Raw genomic sequence first — 14,895 nt, forward strand, 5'->3', positions numbered from 1 at the left:
TTAACATTTGAGCTATTACAGAAGATACAGTTTTTTTATTCATAGGTTTTCAAATGCTGCAAAGGTAGTAAATAAAAGGATTCAGAGAGGTTTTCAGCCTACCAAATGTCCATTACGTTGAAAACACATGCGTGAGATGCTGGGGATGTTTCGCTTGTTTTTTGAGAAAAATGAGCGAGAATAGCTATTCTCATAAAACCCTACCCATCGTAAAAGTGTTATTTCGCTATCAACTGAAAGATTTAACATGCGCGAGGGACTACTTTTTATATATTTTAATTATATTTGCACCAACTTAGTCAAATCGGGGTTCATCCCCACAACCTATTCTTAAAATTTCAGTTAAAACTATGCAAAAGAAATTGCATCTCCTATTGAGCCTGATGCTGTTGTGCGCAACGACGGTCATGGCACAAGTTACCACCTCATCCATGAGTGGTAAGGTTAGTCTGCAAGGCACGGGCGAAGATATCGTCGGCGCCACCGTGCAAGCCATCCACGAACCGTCGGGCACACGCTATGCTGCTGTGACCAATGCCGATGGCCGGTTCAACATTCAAGGCATGCGCACGGGCGGTCCCTACAAAGTCACCGTGAGTTACATCGGCTACCAATCGAAAAGCTACAAAGGCATTCAGTTGCAGTTGGGCGAAGTCTACAACCTCAACGTGCAGCTCTCTGAAGACGCTACCGTGCTGGGCGAAGTGGTGGTGAGCGCAACGGCCTCGAAATTTGCCGCCGAAAAAACCGGTGCTTCAACCAACATCAACAACAGTCAGATTGTGAACCTGCCCACCGTGAGCCGCAGCATCACCGATGTAACGCGCCTCTCGCCCTATGGTGGCAACGGTATGTTCTTTGCCGGATCTGACGGCCGAACGGCCAATTTCACCGTTGACGGCGCCAACTTCAACAACAACTTCGGCTTGAGTTCGAAACTTCCCGGCGGCGGCAACCCCATCTCGATTGATGCCATCGACGAACTGCAAGTGGTAATCTCGCCCTTTGATGTACGCCAGACAAACTTCATCGGCGGCGGCGTGAATGCCATCACCAAATCGGGAACAAACACCTTCAAAGGCAGTGCCTACATCTACCACCGCAATGAGAACCTGCGCGGCGATGCTGTCGACAAACTGGCCATCGACGGTGCACGTAATACCGACCGCAGCACCACCTATGGTTTCACCCTCGGCGGTCCAATCATTCAAAACAAGTTGTTCTTCTTCGTCAACGGCGAAACCATTCAAACGCCAACCATTGCCAACCGCTGGCGTGCATCGGCCGACGGAGTGGCCAACGCTAACAACTATATCTCGCGCACAAAGATTGCCGACATGGAGCGCGTCTCCCAATATGTTGCCACACGCTATGGCTACGACACCGGGTCGTACACCAACTTCCCGGCCGACGAAACCAACTACAAAATCCTGGCGCGTTTAGATTGGAATATCACCAACAAGCACCACTTGGCACTGCGCTATAACTACACCAAGAACCGCGGTTGGAATGCACCCAACATGTCGTCAATGGATGGCGGTCCGTCATCGGCTTTTGCCCGCACATCCGACCACTCCATGGCTTTTGCCAACTCGATGTATGCCATGGACAACCTCGTGCACTCGTTTACATTCGACTTGAACAGCCGCATCAGTGAGAAACTCTCCAACCAATTCCTGGCGACTTATTCGAAACTCGACGACCAGCGTTTCACCAACTCTTCCCCATTCCCCTTCATCGACATCTTAGACGGAACGGGCACCACCAGCAACTACATGTCGCTCGGCGAAGAACTCTTCACCCACAACAATGCGGTGCACAACAAGATTTGGAATATCAAAGACGATGTGACCTATTTCACCGGCAACCACAAAATCACTGCCGGCATGAAGTTCGAACATCAAATGGCCGACAATTCCTATATGCGCAACGGAACAGGCTATTATCGTTATGCCAGCGTCAACGACTTCCTCACGGGTGCCGCACCCGAAATCGTCTGCCTCACCTATGGTTACAACGGTGAAAAGAATCCCACCTCGCGCGTGCAGTTCAACACGTTGGGCATCTATGGGCAAGACGAATGGCAAGTAAACAACAAGCTGAAACTCACTTATGGTGTGCGTTTCGATGGCCTCTTCTTCAACAATAGCGACTTGATGCGCAACAACGCCATCTACAATCTCGACTACAATGGGCGCCACATCGACACGGGCAAATGGCCCTCGTCAAGTCTCACGGTGTCGCCGCGCATTGGGTTCACCTACGATGTCTTAGGCAATAAAACTCTCAAACTGCGCGGAGGAACGGGTTTCTTCTCTGGTCGTCTACCCTTGGTGTTCTTCACCAACATGCCCACCAACAGCGGCATGGTGCAGTATCAGGCACAACTCAATGCGCGCAATGGTAGCCGACTTGGTTACTCGATGAACGATTTTGCCGGCGGCCTGGTGACCGACGCCAACGGAAAAGCTACCATCGAAGCCCTCTACAATAAGCTCGTCAACATGACCAATGCCAGCGGACAAAAGATTTTCCCATCTACCATCTCACCCGAAACGGGTTCGGTACCCTCGCAGATTGCTGCCGTCGACCCTAAGTTCAAGATGCCACAAGTGTGGAAAACCTCGTTGGCTGTAGACTATCAGGTGCCGGTTTCGTTCCCCCTCACTGTGACAGCCGAAGGTATTTATAACAAAACCATCAATGCTGTTAAGATTGCAGACTGGAGCATTCCCAACGTGGGCGGCTTCGCTCGTTTCAACGGCGTAGACAATCGTCCCATTTATCCCGCCGGTGCATCGACCAATCCCAGCGCTTTCGTGCTCGAAAATACCAGCAAGGGCTATGGATGGTCGTTCAATCTTTCGTTCAATGCACAGCCTGTCGAATGGCTCAACCTCATGGGCGCCTATACACACACCGTTTCAAAGGAAATCACGGGGATGCCGGGCTCTAATGCGAAATCGGCCTTCACCTATATTCCGACCGTAGAGGGTGCGAACTACATCAAGCTCCACAATTCGCAATATGTAACCCCCGACCGCTTCGTAGCTTCGGCATCTATCCACGACAAGAGCGGCAACCACTATAGTTTCATCTATGAGACATGGCGTGGCGGCTACAACTACAGCTACATGGCTACCAATGATGTCAACGGCGACGGCTATCTCTATGATGCCATCTACATTCCAACCGACGAGCAAGTGGCCAATGGCGACTTCCGCTTCAAAACCGCCGACGACCGCAAACGTTTCATGGACTTTGTGCACGCCAACAAGTCGCTCAAAAATCATCAAGGCGAATATGCCGAGCCCTACAGTGTTTACACCCCATGGGTTCACCGCATCGACTTCAGCTACAAGCACGATTTCAAACTCAACCTTGGCAGCACCAAGCACACCTTGCAGTTGAGTTTCGACATCAAAAACCTCATGAACCTGTTCAACTCAAGTTGGGGCGTGATGAAATACCTCAACCCTCAAATCGGTCAAGAGCTGAAGGTGCTGAAATACGAAGGAGTCGACGCCAGCGGATATGCCACTTGGTCTACGCCGGCTTCCATCAACGGCTCAACCCAGCTGTTTGTGCCGCAACACACCATCGGCCAGTGCTGGAACGCTTCGATTGGCATAAAATATTTCTTCAACTAAACGAAATTGATAATAATGAAAAGAATAATAAGCATTGTCACCGCCGTGTGCGCTTCGATTGCGCTCTTCACGGCCTGCAGCAAAGACAATTCAATCACCGAACTCGACGGCCTGCACGTCTCCTCGTCGTATGTTTCGATTGCCGAAAAGGGGGCAACCGCAACCATCACACTCCATGCAGCGGGCGATTGGAAACTCGAAAAGGTGACCACCAAAAAGAATAAGGTGGAATGGCTCACCATTTCGCCTACCACGGGCCACGCCGGCGAGACCCAAATCTCGTTCACCGCACCGGCATCCTTAGACGGTCGCACGGCCGAAGTGATTGTTACATCGAACGGCGAGACGCAGCACATCAACGTCATCCAAGGCCTGCCTACCGTTTCGAAAGCCACCTGTGCCGCAGTCCTCGCGGGTGTCGACAACAAGAGCTATCGCGTCACCGGAACCTGCGTTTCCATCAACAACACCACCTATGGCAACTTCTATCTCAACGACGGCACCGGCCAGCTCTACGTCTATGGCACGAAAGATGCCGGCGGCAACTATGCCTGGAAGTCGTTTAACATCGAAGTAGGCGACGAAGTGACCGTCGAAGGGCCACGCTCCACCTACAACGGCGTGGGACAGCTCAAAGATGCCACCTTCATCAGCGTGAAAAAGTCGCTCATCAAGGTCGATGCCGTTGAAAACGACACGCTCCCCGTAGCCGGAGGCACTTTCACGGCCCACTTGGTTTGCAAGGGGCAAGGCGTTTCGGTTGATATTCCCAACGATGCCAAAAGTTGGCTCGCCATCAGTGGTATCCAGTCCACCGCGACCAAAACGACCGTGCAATTCACCGCACAGCCCAATACCGGCGGCGACCGAAGCACCACCCTTACGTTCCGCACCACTGAAGGCGGCAAAACCTATACCGCACAAACCCAATTGGTGCAAACGGGAGCCATCGTTGCTGCCACCATCGATGCATTCAACAAAGCGGCTGTGGGCAGCACGCAATATCGCATCGCGGGCATTGTGACCGATGTTAAAGATGCTACAAAGGGCAATTTCACCCTCAAAGACCACTCGGGCAGCGTCTTTGTTTATAAGGCAAAAGACTTCCAAACCAAGGGTGTGAAAGTGGGCGACATCGTCACCCTCGTGGGCGAGCGCGGCCAATATAACGCCACCCCGCAAATGGTGAAAGCCACCATCGAAGAGCATAAAAAGGTGGAACAAGTGTCGATTGCCGACTTCCGCGCAAAGCCCGACAACAAAGACACCTACTACATGATTAAGGGAACGGTGGGTAAGTCGACCGAGGCCAACACCAAATTCGACCTCACCCAATATGGCAACTTCGCCCTCACCGATGCCACCGGCAACGTCTATGTCTATGGTGTGGCCACGGGCTGGGGCGGAAAGAAAGGCGAGTTTGGCACGCTCCACGTGGCCGAAGGTGATCAGCTCACACTCATCGCTGCAAAAACCACCTATAAAGGGCTCGTCGAAGCCATCTCCATTTTCTATTCGAAATAATAATTCACCCTAACTTTATAACTCTCTTAATAATGATGGGGGCATGCGTTTGATGCATGCCTCCTGATTTTTTTGCGCAAAGCAAATCTGGCCGGCACGGCTATAATATAATAAGGTGAACTCGCCCACCGTTCTCATCCGTTTTCATCAAAAACAAGCGAAACCGCCCACCGTTCTCATCCGTTTTCGCTAAAAACAAGCGAACTCGCCCACCGTTCTCATCTGTTTTCGCTAAAAACAAGCGAAACCACCCACCGTTCTCATCCGTTTTCGCTAAAAACAAGCGAAACCACCCACCGTTCTCATCCATTTTCACCAAAAACAAGCGAAACCACTCACCGTTCTCATCCATTTTTGAGAAAAACAGACGTTCCAAGGGGTTGGAACAGCCGTTTTCGAGAAAAACAAATGTTCCAAGGGGTTGGAACAGCCATTTTCGAGAAAAACAATGTGTTGCCCACGGACGAAGCATACATCCAACCCTTTTTCAAGGTATCGTATTACCCCACCCCGCATTTTTTTATTACCTTTGCTCCCATAAATTCAAATACAGATAAGATATTATGGTGATTGATTTCGATAAAATAACGGTGCAGACCATCAATGGCTTCAAGGGTGGACAGGGCGAGCTCGACATGGCCGGCTTTGCCGACGACCGGGTGAAAATCATGCGCAATGTGCTCAAGCCGCAGGCTTCGGCCGGCACACACCTGCACGGCAGCAACAGCGAGATGATTTATGTGATTCAGGGTGAACTCACTGTGACTTGCGACGGGCAGAAAGAGATTGTCCGTGCCGGGCAACTGCACTATTGTCCCATGGGCCATCAGCACAACTATAAAAACCTCACCGCCGAAGACGTTGTGTTCTTAGGCATAGTGCCCGAACATCATGCGTAATGTCACAGAACACCCCCACACGGGTATCGTCATCGGTATTGATGTGGGCATCAGCACCACCAAAATTGTGGGTATCAACACCGAAGGAACCGTGCTCAATCCGTTCAGAATCAGAGCCACCGACCCCATCACGTCGCTTTATGGCGCCTTCGGAAAATATCTGCACAACAATGGCATCCAACTGGGCGATGTGGCGCAAGTGATGGTCACGGGAGTGGGTGCGGCCTATATTGACGAAGACATCTACGGGCTGCCCACAGCCAAAGCGCAGGAATTTGTCGCCGACGGATTGGGGGCACGCTATGAAAGCGACTTGGAGAAGATGATTGTCGTGAGCATGGGCACGGGCACCAGTCTCGTGAAGTGCGACGGCGATAACATCCGCCACATCGGTGGCACGGGCATTGGCGGCGGCACCTTGCAGGGGCTGAGTCGCATCATGCTCAAGACCGACGATATCAAGCAAGTGGCCGAACTGGCTAAGTCCGGCGATATCTCGAAAATCAATCTGCTCATTGGCGACATCAGCGCCCATCCGCTTCCCGGACTGCCGATGAGCGCCACGGCGAGCCTCTTCAGCAATGCCAAAACCAATGCCTCGCGCGAAGACATCGCCATCGGACTCATCTACATGGTGCTGCAGGCCGTAGGCTCGAGCACCATCCTGAGCAGTTTGGAAAGCGGCATCAAAGATTTTGTGCTCATTGGCAACCTCACGTTGCTGCCCCAATGTCGTGAGGTCTATGATGCCATGGAGAAGCTCTACAACGTGCGCTTCCACATTCCCAAACACAGCGAGTTTTGCACAGCCATCGGTGCCGCGCTGAGCTATCGCAACAACAGTTTTGCTACACACTAAATCCCTCACCTCACATTTTGAAAACAATGATTAGAAGATTTTGGTACACGCTTGTTTTAAGCATGCTTATCGGGCTTTCCATTCAAGCACAGCCCAAACGCGAGGTGCGCGCCGTGTGGCTTACCACTATCGGCGGATTAGATTGGCCCCACAACTATGCGCAGGGCGAGCGGTCGAGGGCGAAGCAGCAAGCCGAACTCCAAACGATGCTCGACCAACTCCAAGCGGCGGGTGTCAATACCATTTTGTTGCAGACGCGCATCCGCGGAACGGTGATTTACCCCTCGGACTACGAGCCTTGGGATGGTTGCCTCAGTGGTGTTCCGGGCACATCACCCGGTTACGACGCCTTGCAATTTGCCATCGATGAATGCCACAAACGCGGCATGGCGGTGCAAGCATGGCTCGTGTCGATTCCCGTGGGGAAATGGAACGGATTGGGCTGCAAACGACTGCGACAGCGCTACCCGCAACTCATTGTGAAGATTGGCGACGAGGGTTATATGAATCCCGAAAAGCCACAAACTGCCAGCCACATTGCGAAGTTGTGCCAAGAAATCGTCAGCAAATATGATGTCGACGGTATCCACTTAGACTACATCCGCTATCCCGAGACCTGGAACATCAAGGTGAAGCCCGACCAAGGCCGCACGTTCATTACGAGCATCGTCACAGCCGCATCCAACGCCGTAAAAGCCCTCAAGCCTTGGGTGCGCATGAGCTGTTCGCCCATCGGCAAAGCCAACGACTTATCCCGCTATTGGAGTCATGGTTGGAATGCCTACGCACGTGTGCTGCAGAATGCGCAACAGTGGCTCGCCGACGGACTTATGGACGAACTCTATCCCATGATGTATTTCAAAGGCAACCATTTTTATCCCTTCGCCCTCGACTGGCAGGAACAGGCGCAAGGTAAGATTGTTGTGCCGGGTTTGGGCATCTACATGATGGCGCCGCAGGAGAAGAATTGGCCTTTAACCGACATCACCCGCGAAATGCTGGTGGCACGCCACGTCGGTATGGGGCATGCCTACTTCCGCAGCAAGTTTTTCACCGACAATACTAAGGGCATCTACACCGCCACTGCCGACAACATTGATGCAACTCCTGCCCTACAGCCCGCACTGACATGGCGCGCACAGCAACAGCCCGCTGCACCCTCAGACGTGCACACAATGGCCACGCAAATCACATGGCAGGCGCAACCAGGCTGCACCTATAATCTATATAGCAGCGAGCAATGGCCGGTCGACACAGAGAAGGCCGAAAACCTGATGCTCGTGCGTCATGCAAGTGCGCAGCTCAATATTCCTGCAGGCAACCAACGCTACTACGCCCTCACGGCAATGGACCGATATGGCAACGAGAGCCGGCCCACGCAATGCAACGAAAAGAAAACTCCGCCTGCCAGCGATGCACTGTTGTGCACAGGCAACACGCTGCGCATGCCCGACAACTACGATGCAAACGAAGGACTGCTCACGCTCTCCGCCCTCGACGGCACGTTACTTCAAACGCTCAGCGTGCGCAACAATGTCATCAACATGCAAGGTATCACCGACGGAGTCTATCAGCTGCGCACCCTTAATGCAGCCGATGTGAGCCACCACATTGCCTTCGTCATCGTGAAAAGATTCTAAGCTTTTGTTTGCAGTTTCCGCGAAAAAACTTACCTTTGCATACAACAAAATCGACAACAATTTTAAACAAGAAAGATATAGGGGTTGTGCCGATTCGATTGGGATACTCATCAAATAATATTGAAAACCGAGCACGTTTTGCTTGCTAATGGCGGGCCACATAAAGCTTCTTTGAAGTGAAGTCTCTCGCAGACCGGTGGATTACAAAGGCGGTAAACACTCAAATAATGATTTACTCGGAGTTTCATCACATCATCGGGCAACCCCTTTTTTCTTTTTTAAATCCTCAAAATAAAACAACAATGTTTAGCGGAATCATCGAAGAAATGGCTACCGTCGTAGCCATAGAGCAAGAACAAGACAATATGCACTTCACGCTGCGCTGCTCGTTTGCGCAAGACTTGAAAATCGACCAAAGCGTGGCACACAACGGCGTTTGCTTAACTGTGGTTCGCATCAGCGGCGACACCTACACCGTAACAGCCATGAAAGAAACGCTGATTCGTTCGAATTTGCAGCAACTCAACGTTGGAGACAAAGTGAACATCGAACGTTCGATGCTGATGAACGGCCGATTGGATGGGCACATTGTGCAGGGACATGTTGACGAAACCGCTACCTGCATTGCCGTGCACAATGCCAATGGCAGTACCTACTACACCTTTGAGTATGCAGCAAACAGGGAGCTGGCACAGCGGGGTTATTTCACTGTCGACAAAGGTTCGGTTACGGTAAACGGCGTTTCGCTCACCGTATGCGAACCCACAGCCAACACATTCACCGTGGCCATCATTCCTTACACCAAGGAGCACACAAACTTCTGCGACATGCACAAAGGCAGCCTGGCGAATATCGAGTTCGACATCCTCGGCAAATACATTGCGCGCCTGCAAAGCCTTTCCAAATAGGAGCGGAACTAAATAAGAAAGCGGAAACTAAAAGATGTTAAGAAATTAAAGGTCCACTAAACCTTTTTGACCTGTTCACCATCTAATCAACGAATGAATAATAACCAAATAATAGTTTATCGAATGGGAAAAAAATGGAAACTACTCGGCTTAGGTGTTGCGCTTGCCACAATCCCCATGGAGCTGTCGGCCAAAACATGGTCGCTGCAAGCCTGCATCGATTATGCGTTGCAAAACAACATCAACATGCTGAAAACGCAGCTCAACGTTAAAAACGCGCACGAAAACATCAAAGAGAGTCAGGCGGCACTGCTCCCTTCGTTAGCTTTCAACACCTCGCACAACGTCTCTTACACGCCATGGCCCGAAGTGGGTAGCTATATGGTAGCCGGAAGCCGCGTGCAAACCAGCGTCGACAAGACATTCTACAACGGCAGCTATGGTGTGAGCGCCAATCTGATGCTTTGGAACGGCAACCGCAACCGCAACCAAATCAAACTCAACCAATATGCCGAGAAGCAAGCCAAACTCGACTCGGCCACCACGGCCAACGCGCTCATTGAGCAAATTGCACAACTCTATGTGCAAATCCTCTACTCCACCGAGGCCATCAAAGTGAATCAAGAGAGCCTCGCCACAAGCATTAAAAACGAGGAGAGAGGGCAAGAGATGGTCAACGTGGGGAAAATGAGCAAAGCCAATTTGGCGCAGCTCACGTCGCAACGCGCGCAGGATGAATATGCCGTGGTGCAGGCCGAGAGTGCATTGAAAGACTATAAACGCCAGCTCAAACAGCTGTTGCAACTCACCAACAACGAGCCTTTCGAAGTCGTCACCCCCCAAACCACCGACGACATGGCGCTGGCACTCATCCCTCAACTCAACAACGTCTATCAGCAGGCTGTGGCCCATCGTCCCGAGATTAAGAATGCCGAATTGGGCATTGAGAGCAGCAACCTGAGCATCAAGATAGCCAAAGCCATGCGGCAGCCCACCATTAGTTTGAATGCCGGAGCCAATGCCAACACCACCACGATGAGCCACAAAGCCTGGGGAACGCAGCTCAAAAACAACTTTGGCCTCGGCGCCGGTGTAAGCATCAGCGTGCCGCTGTTTGACAATCGCCAAACGACCACCGCCGTCAACAAAGCCCGATTGCAGCAACTCAACTATCAGCTCGAGCTCAAAGACAAGCAAACGGCGCTCTACGCAACGATAGAAAACTATTGGTTGCAGGCCAACAACAACCAAAACATGTTCAAAGCGGCGCAGATCACCGCGCAGAGCGCCAAGACAAGCTATGACTTGCTCAACGAACAATTCAGTTTGGGACTAAAAAATATCGTGGATCTCATGACGGGCAAAGACAACCTGCTCAAAGCGCAGCAAAACGAGCTACAGAGCAAATATTTAGCTATCCTCAACATCAAACTGCTGCAATTCTATCAGGAGGGCACCCTCAAATAATCATTTTTACGCAAAGATTTATCAGCGAGCGGCTCACTAACGTGTTTTTTCTCGGAAACAGATTAGATACGCTGTAACTAACGTGTTTTTTCTCGGAAACGGATTAGATACGCTGTAACTAACGTGTTTTTTCTCTAAAACAGATTAGATACACTGTAACTAACGTGTTTTTTCTCGGAAACAGATTAGATACACTGTAACTAACGCGTTTTTTCTCAGAAACAGATTAGATACGCTGTAACTAACGTGTTTTTTCTCGAAAACGGATTAGATACGCTGTAACTAACGCGTTTTTTCTCAGAAACAGATTAGATACGCTGTAACTAACGCGTTTCTCCAGCTCTGTACGAAGACTCCGTTCATGCCACACGACGAACTCTGCCGTCAGATATCCAAAATCTCTTCCGGACGTGCCACCAAGGTTGTAGCCCCCTTTGCCAACAGAAACTCCTTGTCGCGAAATCCCCAAAGCACGCTGATGCAGGGCAAATGGGTGTTGCGCGCAGTGAGAATATCGACGTCGCTATCGCCCACATACACCGCTCCTTCGCGCGACACGCCCAACTGCCGCAGCGCCTCCTCCACCGTGTCGGGTGCCGGCTTTTTCCTGATTTGCTCGCGTTCGCCAATGGCCACACTGATGGTGTCGCCAAAGAAATGTTTCACCAAAGCTTGTGTCGCCGCATAAAATTTATTGCTCACCACCGCCAGCTGCTTGCCATTGGCCTTCAGCGCCTGCAACATCGCGGGGATGCCCGCATAAGGCTGAGTGTGATCTAAATTGTGCAACAAATAATGCGCACGAAAGTCTTCATAAACCTGGTTAAACACCTCTGTGGGCGTATCGGCCGGAACAGCGCGTTCCATCAGCTTCTTCACCCCATTGCCCACAAACATTCGCACCTCCTCGTAGCTGCGTTCGGGCAAACCATGCTGCTTGAGCGCCACATTGCAACTTAAATAAAGGTCGGTGAGCGAATCTAAAAGTGTGCCATCTAAATCAAAAATATACGTTTGATAGTTCATCGTTATTCCTGTAATACTCCCTGTTTTAACGGCAAGCAAAGTTAGCAAAAAAAGGTCAATTATGTGGCGTAGATGAAAAAAAGGTGTAACTTTGCAACCGATTTTCAAATGAAGAATATGAAAAAAGAATTGAAAAAGAAGTACCTTCTGTCCGCCTTGGTCTGCGTGGCAGTCGTCACTGGTATCATCTATTATTATTTCTTTGAAGGATTTTCCACTAAGGACAAAACGGAATATGTTTGCATCGACAGCAACGACAACATAGACTCTGTGTACAGCAAACTCAGTCCATTTGCTTCAAAACATGGCATGTGCGCCTTTAGAACCTTGGCGCGCCACATGCAATATGCCGACAAAATTCGCACAGGTCGTTATGCCATTACACCCGGAGACGGTGCTTTCAGCGTGTTTCGCCACATGCGCAACGGGCAGCAAGCGCCTGTGAGTCTCACCATTCCAAGCGTGAGAACCATGGATAAATTGGCTGGCGAAATCTCAAAACGCCTTCTCATGGACAGCACTACGCTCTATCGTGCACTGACCGATGAAGCGACTTGCCAGAAATTGGGCTACGACACGGCAACGATTGCTTGCCTTTTCATCCCCAACACCTACGATGTTTATTGGAACATTCCCGTGGACAAGTTTTTGGAGAAAATGCAAAAGGAGAACAACAGATTTTGGAATCCCACGCGCAGTCAAAAGGCTTCGCAATTAGGATTGACCCACAACGAGGTGATAACCTTGGCCAGCATTGTTGATGAGGAAACGGCCAACAACAGCGAGAAACCCATGATTGCAGGCATGTACTACAACCGCTTGAAATTGCGCAATGCCGAGTATCCCAAAGGTATGCCGCTGCAAGCTGATCCCACGATAAAATTTGCTTGGAAGCGTTTCGAACTCAAACGCATCTACAACAATCTGCTCTCCATCAAGAGTCCCTACAACACCTACAAAAACCCCGGGCTCCCTCCCGGCCCTATCCGCATTCCTTCCATCGCGGGTATTGATGCTGTGCTCAATCGCATTCATCACAACTATCTCTACATGTGCGCCAAGGAGGATTTCAGCGGCACCCACAACTTCGCCGAAACCTACAAGGAACACATGGACAATGCCGCTAAATATGCAAAGGCACTCAACGAACGCGGCATAAAATAAACAACGTGCAGAGGCTTTCTCAATGCGAAAAGTCACAGCCATTAGCGCACAAACTTGCACCATTTACCCCAAATCTCTATAAGAGCTTTGGGGTAAATGCTTTTTTATTTCCCCTCTATTTTTCGAAATAAAATGATACTATGCTCGTATTATTCTCACCTTTTCCCTAACTTTGCCGACAAAAAACTTTAAACGCTGTCTATATGGCATTAAATCAAACCAATAAATTGGCCTGGATTGCGAAACCATCTACAAAGCGAAAAGAATTTCGTTTGAAGATTTGAATGAAAAGTGGATGGAGAACGAAGACCTTAGCGCTGGGCAAGAGCTGTTAAAACGTACATTCCATAAATGGCGTGTGAATATTCTTGATACTTTCGGGCTCAATATTGAATGTGAGAAAGGAGGCACCTATCGTTACTATATCAGCAATGCAAACGACCTTCACAATGGAAACATTGAGGATTGGCTGCTTAAAACCTGTACAGTAAGCAACACGCTTATCGGCTGTAAATCCATCAAAGATAGAATTCTTTTAGAAGAGGTTCCATCGGCTGCGGATTATTTAGAAGCCATTATGGATGCTATGAAACAAAATAGACTCATTCATATCACCTATTATAATTATTGACAAGATCGTGAGCGCCAACATTTCGTTATGCCTCTGTGTCTGAAACTATTCCGACAGTGTTGGTATTTGGTCGGAAAGAATAAGTTCAACCACATGATTACAATCTTTTGCCTCGACCGAATTACGGATTTTCGACTGTCTTCGCAGTCATTTAACTATGCGCAAGAAGCCTTCAATCCACATACATTCTTCGATGGATGCATCGGGGTAATAGCCAATGCCGATGTTAATATAGAATATGTCGTTCTGAAAGTGTCGGCTACTCAAGCTAATTATTTACGCGATCTCCCTATACATGAGAGTCAGATAGAAAAAGAATGTCACCCTGATTATAGCATTTTTACAATGGATGTTCGCCCTACTTTCGACTTCCTGCAAGAACTTCTGTGGAATGGAGAATGCATTGAAGTAATGCAACCTCTGTGGCTCCGAAAAGAAATTGCTGAAAAAATACAGCAAATGGGGAATAAATATAAATCAGATAACTCTCCATGCAGAGAATAATCACTCATAATATAAAATTGCTTATGCAACCAGACATATCGTTAAAAAACGCGCTATCGTTTATAGACAGGTACGAGAACTTCAACCAACAAAACCAACACACCCTTTTAAGCATAGCAAATAAACTTAAAGATTTTGGCGTAATGGACATTTGGTAGGCTGAAAACCTCTCTGAATCCTTTTATTTACTACCTTTGCAGCATTTGAAAACCTATGAATAAAAAAACTGTATCTTCTGTAATAGCTCAAATGTTAAAAAAAATGGGCATCGACGTACTGTTCAGATGTATTTTTGCAAGGATTGTGGTAGACAATTTCAAGGTGATCTGCGTATAAATAATATTTCTCTATGGAATGACTATCTGACGGCAAATCGAACGATTTCTGATCTATCCACTCTTTATAAATGTTCAAAGCGAACCATACGACGTAGGTTGAGCTTAGTAGTAGATAGCTTTACTGCTACTTACCCCAAATCTGCAGTAATAATACTGGATACAACATACTTTTCCAGGACATTTGGTGTGATGCTGTTTCAGGATGCTTCATCAGGCAAAATACTCTATCGCAAGTTTGTCAAAAACGAAACCAACAGAGATTATCTTGACGGACTTCGGTATATT

Annotated in this window: 13 protein-coding genes and 2 pseudogenes; 13 read left to right on the forward strand and 2 right to left on the reverse strand. The window is 49.2% G+C overall.

The window, feature by feature from the left end:
• The first annotated feature begins 350 nt into the window (after positions 1-350).
• Together HMPREF9431_RS03160 and HMPREF9431_RS03165 are read left to right on the forward strand one after the other, a co-directional pair.
• On the forward strand, positions 351-3,650 hold the full coding sequence (locus HMPREF9431_RS03160) for a TonB-dependent receptor (protein WP_004379651.1): 3,300 nt from the start codon (positions 351-353) through the stop codon (positions 3,648-3,650).
• A gap of 15 nt (positions 3,651-3,665) precedes the next feature.
• Positions 3,666-5,174 carry a BACON domain-containing protein gene (locus tag HMPREF9431_RS03165; protein WP_004379652.1) on the forward strand — a complete coding sequence of 503 codons (1,509 nt, stop codon included), beginning with the start codon at positions 3,666-3,668 and terminating at the stop codon, positions 5,172-5,174.
• A gap of 100 nt (positions 5,175-5,274) precedes the next feature.
• Here HMPREF9431_RS03165 and HMPREF9431_RS03170 read toward each other — a convergent pair whose 3' ends face one another.
• A complete protein-coding gene (locus HMPREF9431_RS03170) occupies positions 5,275-5,646 on the reverse strand; it encodes a hypothetical protein (RefSeq protein WP_004379653.1) in 372 nt (123 codons plus the stop codon).
• A gap of 91 nt (positions 5,647-5,737) precedes the next feature.
• Between HMPREF9431_RS03170 and HMPREF9431_RS03175 the strand changes: the two genes are divergently transcribed.
• The 6 genes from HMPREF9431_RS03175 (at position 5,738) to HMPREF9431_RS03195 (ending at position 10,947) form a co-directional block, all read left to right on the forward strand.
• Positions 5,738-6,073 carry a cupin domain-containing protein gene (locus HMPREF9431_RS03175; RefSeq protein ID WP_004379654.1) on the forward strand — a complete coding sequence of 112 codons (336 nt, stop codon included), beginning with the start codon at positions 5,738-5,740 and terminating at the stop codon, positions 6,071-6,073.
• Entirely contained in the window at positions 6,066-6,932 is an 867-nt protein-coding gene (gene coaW / locus HMPREF9431_RS03180; protein ID WP_004379655.1) for a type II pantothenate kinase, read from the forward strand. Before HMPREF9431_RS03175 ends, coaW begins: the two co-directional genes overlap by 8 nt.
• 26 nt (positions 6,933-6,958) lie before the next feature.
• Positions 6,959-8,572, forward strand: a complete 1,614-nt coding sequence (locus HMPREF9431_RS03185) for a glycoside hydrolase family 10 protein (protein WP_004379656.1) — start codon at positions 6,959-6,961, stop codon at positions 8,570-8,572.
• 302 nt (positions 8,573-8,874) lie between these two features.
• Entirely contained in the window at positions 8,875-9,480 is a 606-nt protein-coding gene (locus tag HMPREF9431_RS03190; RefSeq protein WP_004379658.1) for a riboflavin synthase, read from the forward strand.
• Positions 9,481-9,614: 134 nt separating this feature from the next.
• On the forward strand, positions 9,615-9,752 hold the full coding sequence (locus tag HMPREF9431_RS13675; protein WP_404827951.1) for a cytochrome c3 family protein: 138 nt from the start codon (positions 9,615-9,617) through the stop codon (positions 9,750-9,752).
• Complete coding sequence (locus HMPREF9431_RS03195) at positions 9,697-10,947, forward strand: TolC family protein (RefSeq protein ID WP_404827953.1); 1,251 nt, start codon at positions 9,697-9,699, stop codon at positions 10,945-10,947. The genes HMPREF9431_RS13675 and HMPREF9431_RS03195 overlap by 56 nt, the downstream gene beginning before the upstream one ends.
• Positions 10,948-11,331: 384 nt before the next feature.
• On the opposite strand, the gene HMPREF9431_RS03200 is transcribed toward HMPREF9431_RS03195, so the two are convergent.
• The gene (locus HMPREF9431_RS03200; RefSeq protein ID WP_040560764.1) at positions 11,332-11,973 is read right to left on the reverse strand and encodes an HAD family hydrolase; all 642 of its coding nucleotides are present in this window, start codon (positions 11,971-11,973) and stop codon (positions 11,332-11,334) included.
• 117 nt (positions 11,974-12,090) lie between these two features.
• Here HMPREF9431_RS03200 and mltG point away from each other — a divergent pair, with 117 nt between their 5' ends.
• The 5 genes and pseudogenes from mltG to HMPREF9431_RS13755 form a co-directional block, all read left to right on the forward strand.
• Positions 12,091-13,137, forward strand: a complete 1,047-nt coding sequence (gene mltG, locus HMPREF9431_RS03205) for an endolytic transglycosylase MltG (RefSeq protein WP_004379661.1) — start codon at positions 12,091-12,093, stop codon at positions 13,135-13,137.
• Positions 13,138-13,432: 295 nt separating this feature from the next.
• Positions 13,433-13,768, forward strand: a complete 336-nt coding sequence (locus HMPREF9431_RS13370) for a hypothetical protein (RefSeq protein ID WP_004379662.1) — start codon at positions 13,433-13,435, stop codon at positions 13,766-13,768.
• Positions 13,769-13,861: 93 nt separating this feature from the next.
• Positions 13,862-14,272 carry a WYL domain-containing protein gene (locus tag HMPREF9431_RS13375; RefSeq protein ID WP_458693802.1) on the forward strand — a complete coding sequence of 137 codons (411 nt, stop codon included), beginning with the start codon at positions 13,862-13,864 and terminating at the stop codon, positions 14,270-14,272.
• 230 nt (positions 14,273-14,502) lie between these two features.
• Positions 14,503-14,550 (forward strand): annotated as a pseudogene (locus tag HMPREF9431_RS13750) (hypothetical protein); the annotation flags it as partial.
• A gap of 6 nt (positions 14,551-14,556) precedes the next feature.
• Positions 14,557-14,895, forward strand: a pseudogene (locus HMPREF9431_RS13755) (IS256 family transposase, variant Zn-binding type); the annotation flags it as partial.

The sequence above is a fragment of the Segatella oulorum F0390 genome (genome assembly GCF_000224615.1).
Classification (GTDB): Bacteria; Bacteroidota; Bacteroidia; order Bacteroidales; family Bacteroidaceae; genus Prevotella; species Prevotella oulorum.

What these genes read in the sequence shown, in the direction of transcription:
- HMPREF9431_RS13370 (WP_004379662.1), top strand. Translation starts at nt 13,433, where the DNA reads ATGGAGAACGAAGACCTTAGCGCTGGGCAAGAGCTGTTAAAACGTACA.
- HMPREF9431_RS03170 (WP_004379653.1), bottom strand. Translation starts at nt 5,646, where the DNA reads ATGCTTCGTCCGTGGGCAACACATTGTTTTTCTCGAAAATGGCTGTTC.
- HMPREF9431_RS03160 (WP_004379651.1), top strand. Translation starts at nt 351, where the DNA reads ATGCAAAAGAAATTGCATCTCCTATTGAGCCTGATGCTGTTGTGCGCA.
- HMPREF9431_RS03190 (WP_004379658.1), top strand. Translation starts at nt 8,875, where the DNA reads ATGTTTAGCGGAATCATCGAAGAAATGGCTACCGTCGTAGCCATAGAG.
- mltG (WP_004379661.1), top strand. Translation starts at nt 12,091, where the DNA reads ATGAAAAAAGAATTGAAAAAGAAGTACCTTCTGTCCGCCTTGGTCTGC.
- HMPREF9431_RS13375 (WP_458693802.1), top strand. Translation starts at nt 13,862, where the DNA reads ATGATTACAATCTTTTGCCTCGACCGAATTACGGATTTTCGACTGTCT.
- HMPREF9431_RS03165 (WP_004379652.1), top strand. Translation starts at nt 3,666, where the DNA reads ATGAAAAGAATAATAAGCATTGTCACCGCCGTGTGCGCTTCGATTGCG.
- HMPREF9431_RS03175 (WP_004379654.1), top strand. Translation starts at nt 5,738, where the DNA reads ATGGTGATTGATTTCGATAAAATAACGGTGCAGACCATCAATGGCTTC.
- coaW (WP_004379655.1), top strand. Translation starts at nt 6,066, where the DNA reads ATGCGTAATGTCACAGAACACCCCCACACGGGTATCGTCATCGGTATT.
- HMPREF9431_RS13675 (WP_404827951.1), top strand. Translation starts at nt 9,615, where the DNA reads ATGGAAACTACTCGGCTTAGGTGTTGCGCTTGCCACAATCCCCATGGA.
- HMPREF9431_RS03200 (WP_040560764.1), bottom strand. Translation starts at nt 11,973, where the DNA reads ATGAACTATCAAACGTATATTTTTGATTTAGATGGCACACTTTTAGAT.
- HMPREF9431_RS03185 (WP_004379656.1), top strand. Translation starts at nt 6,959, where the DNA reads ATGATTAGAAGATTTTGGTACACGCTTGTTTTAAGCATGCTTATCGGG.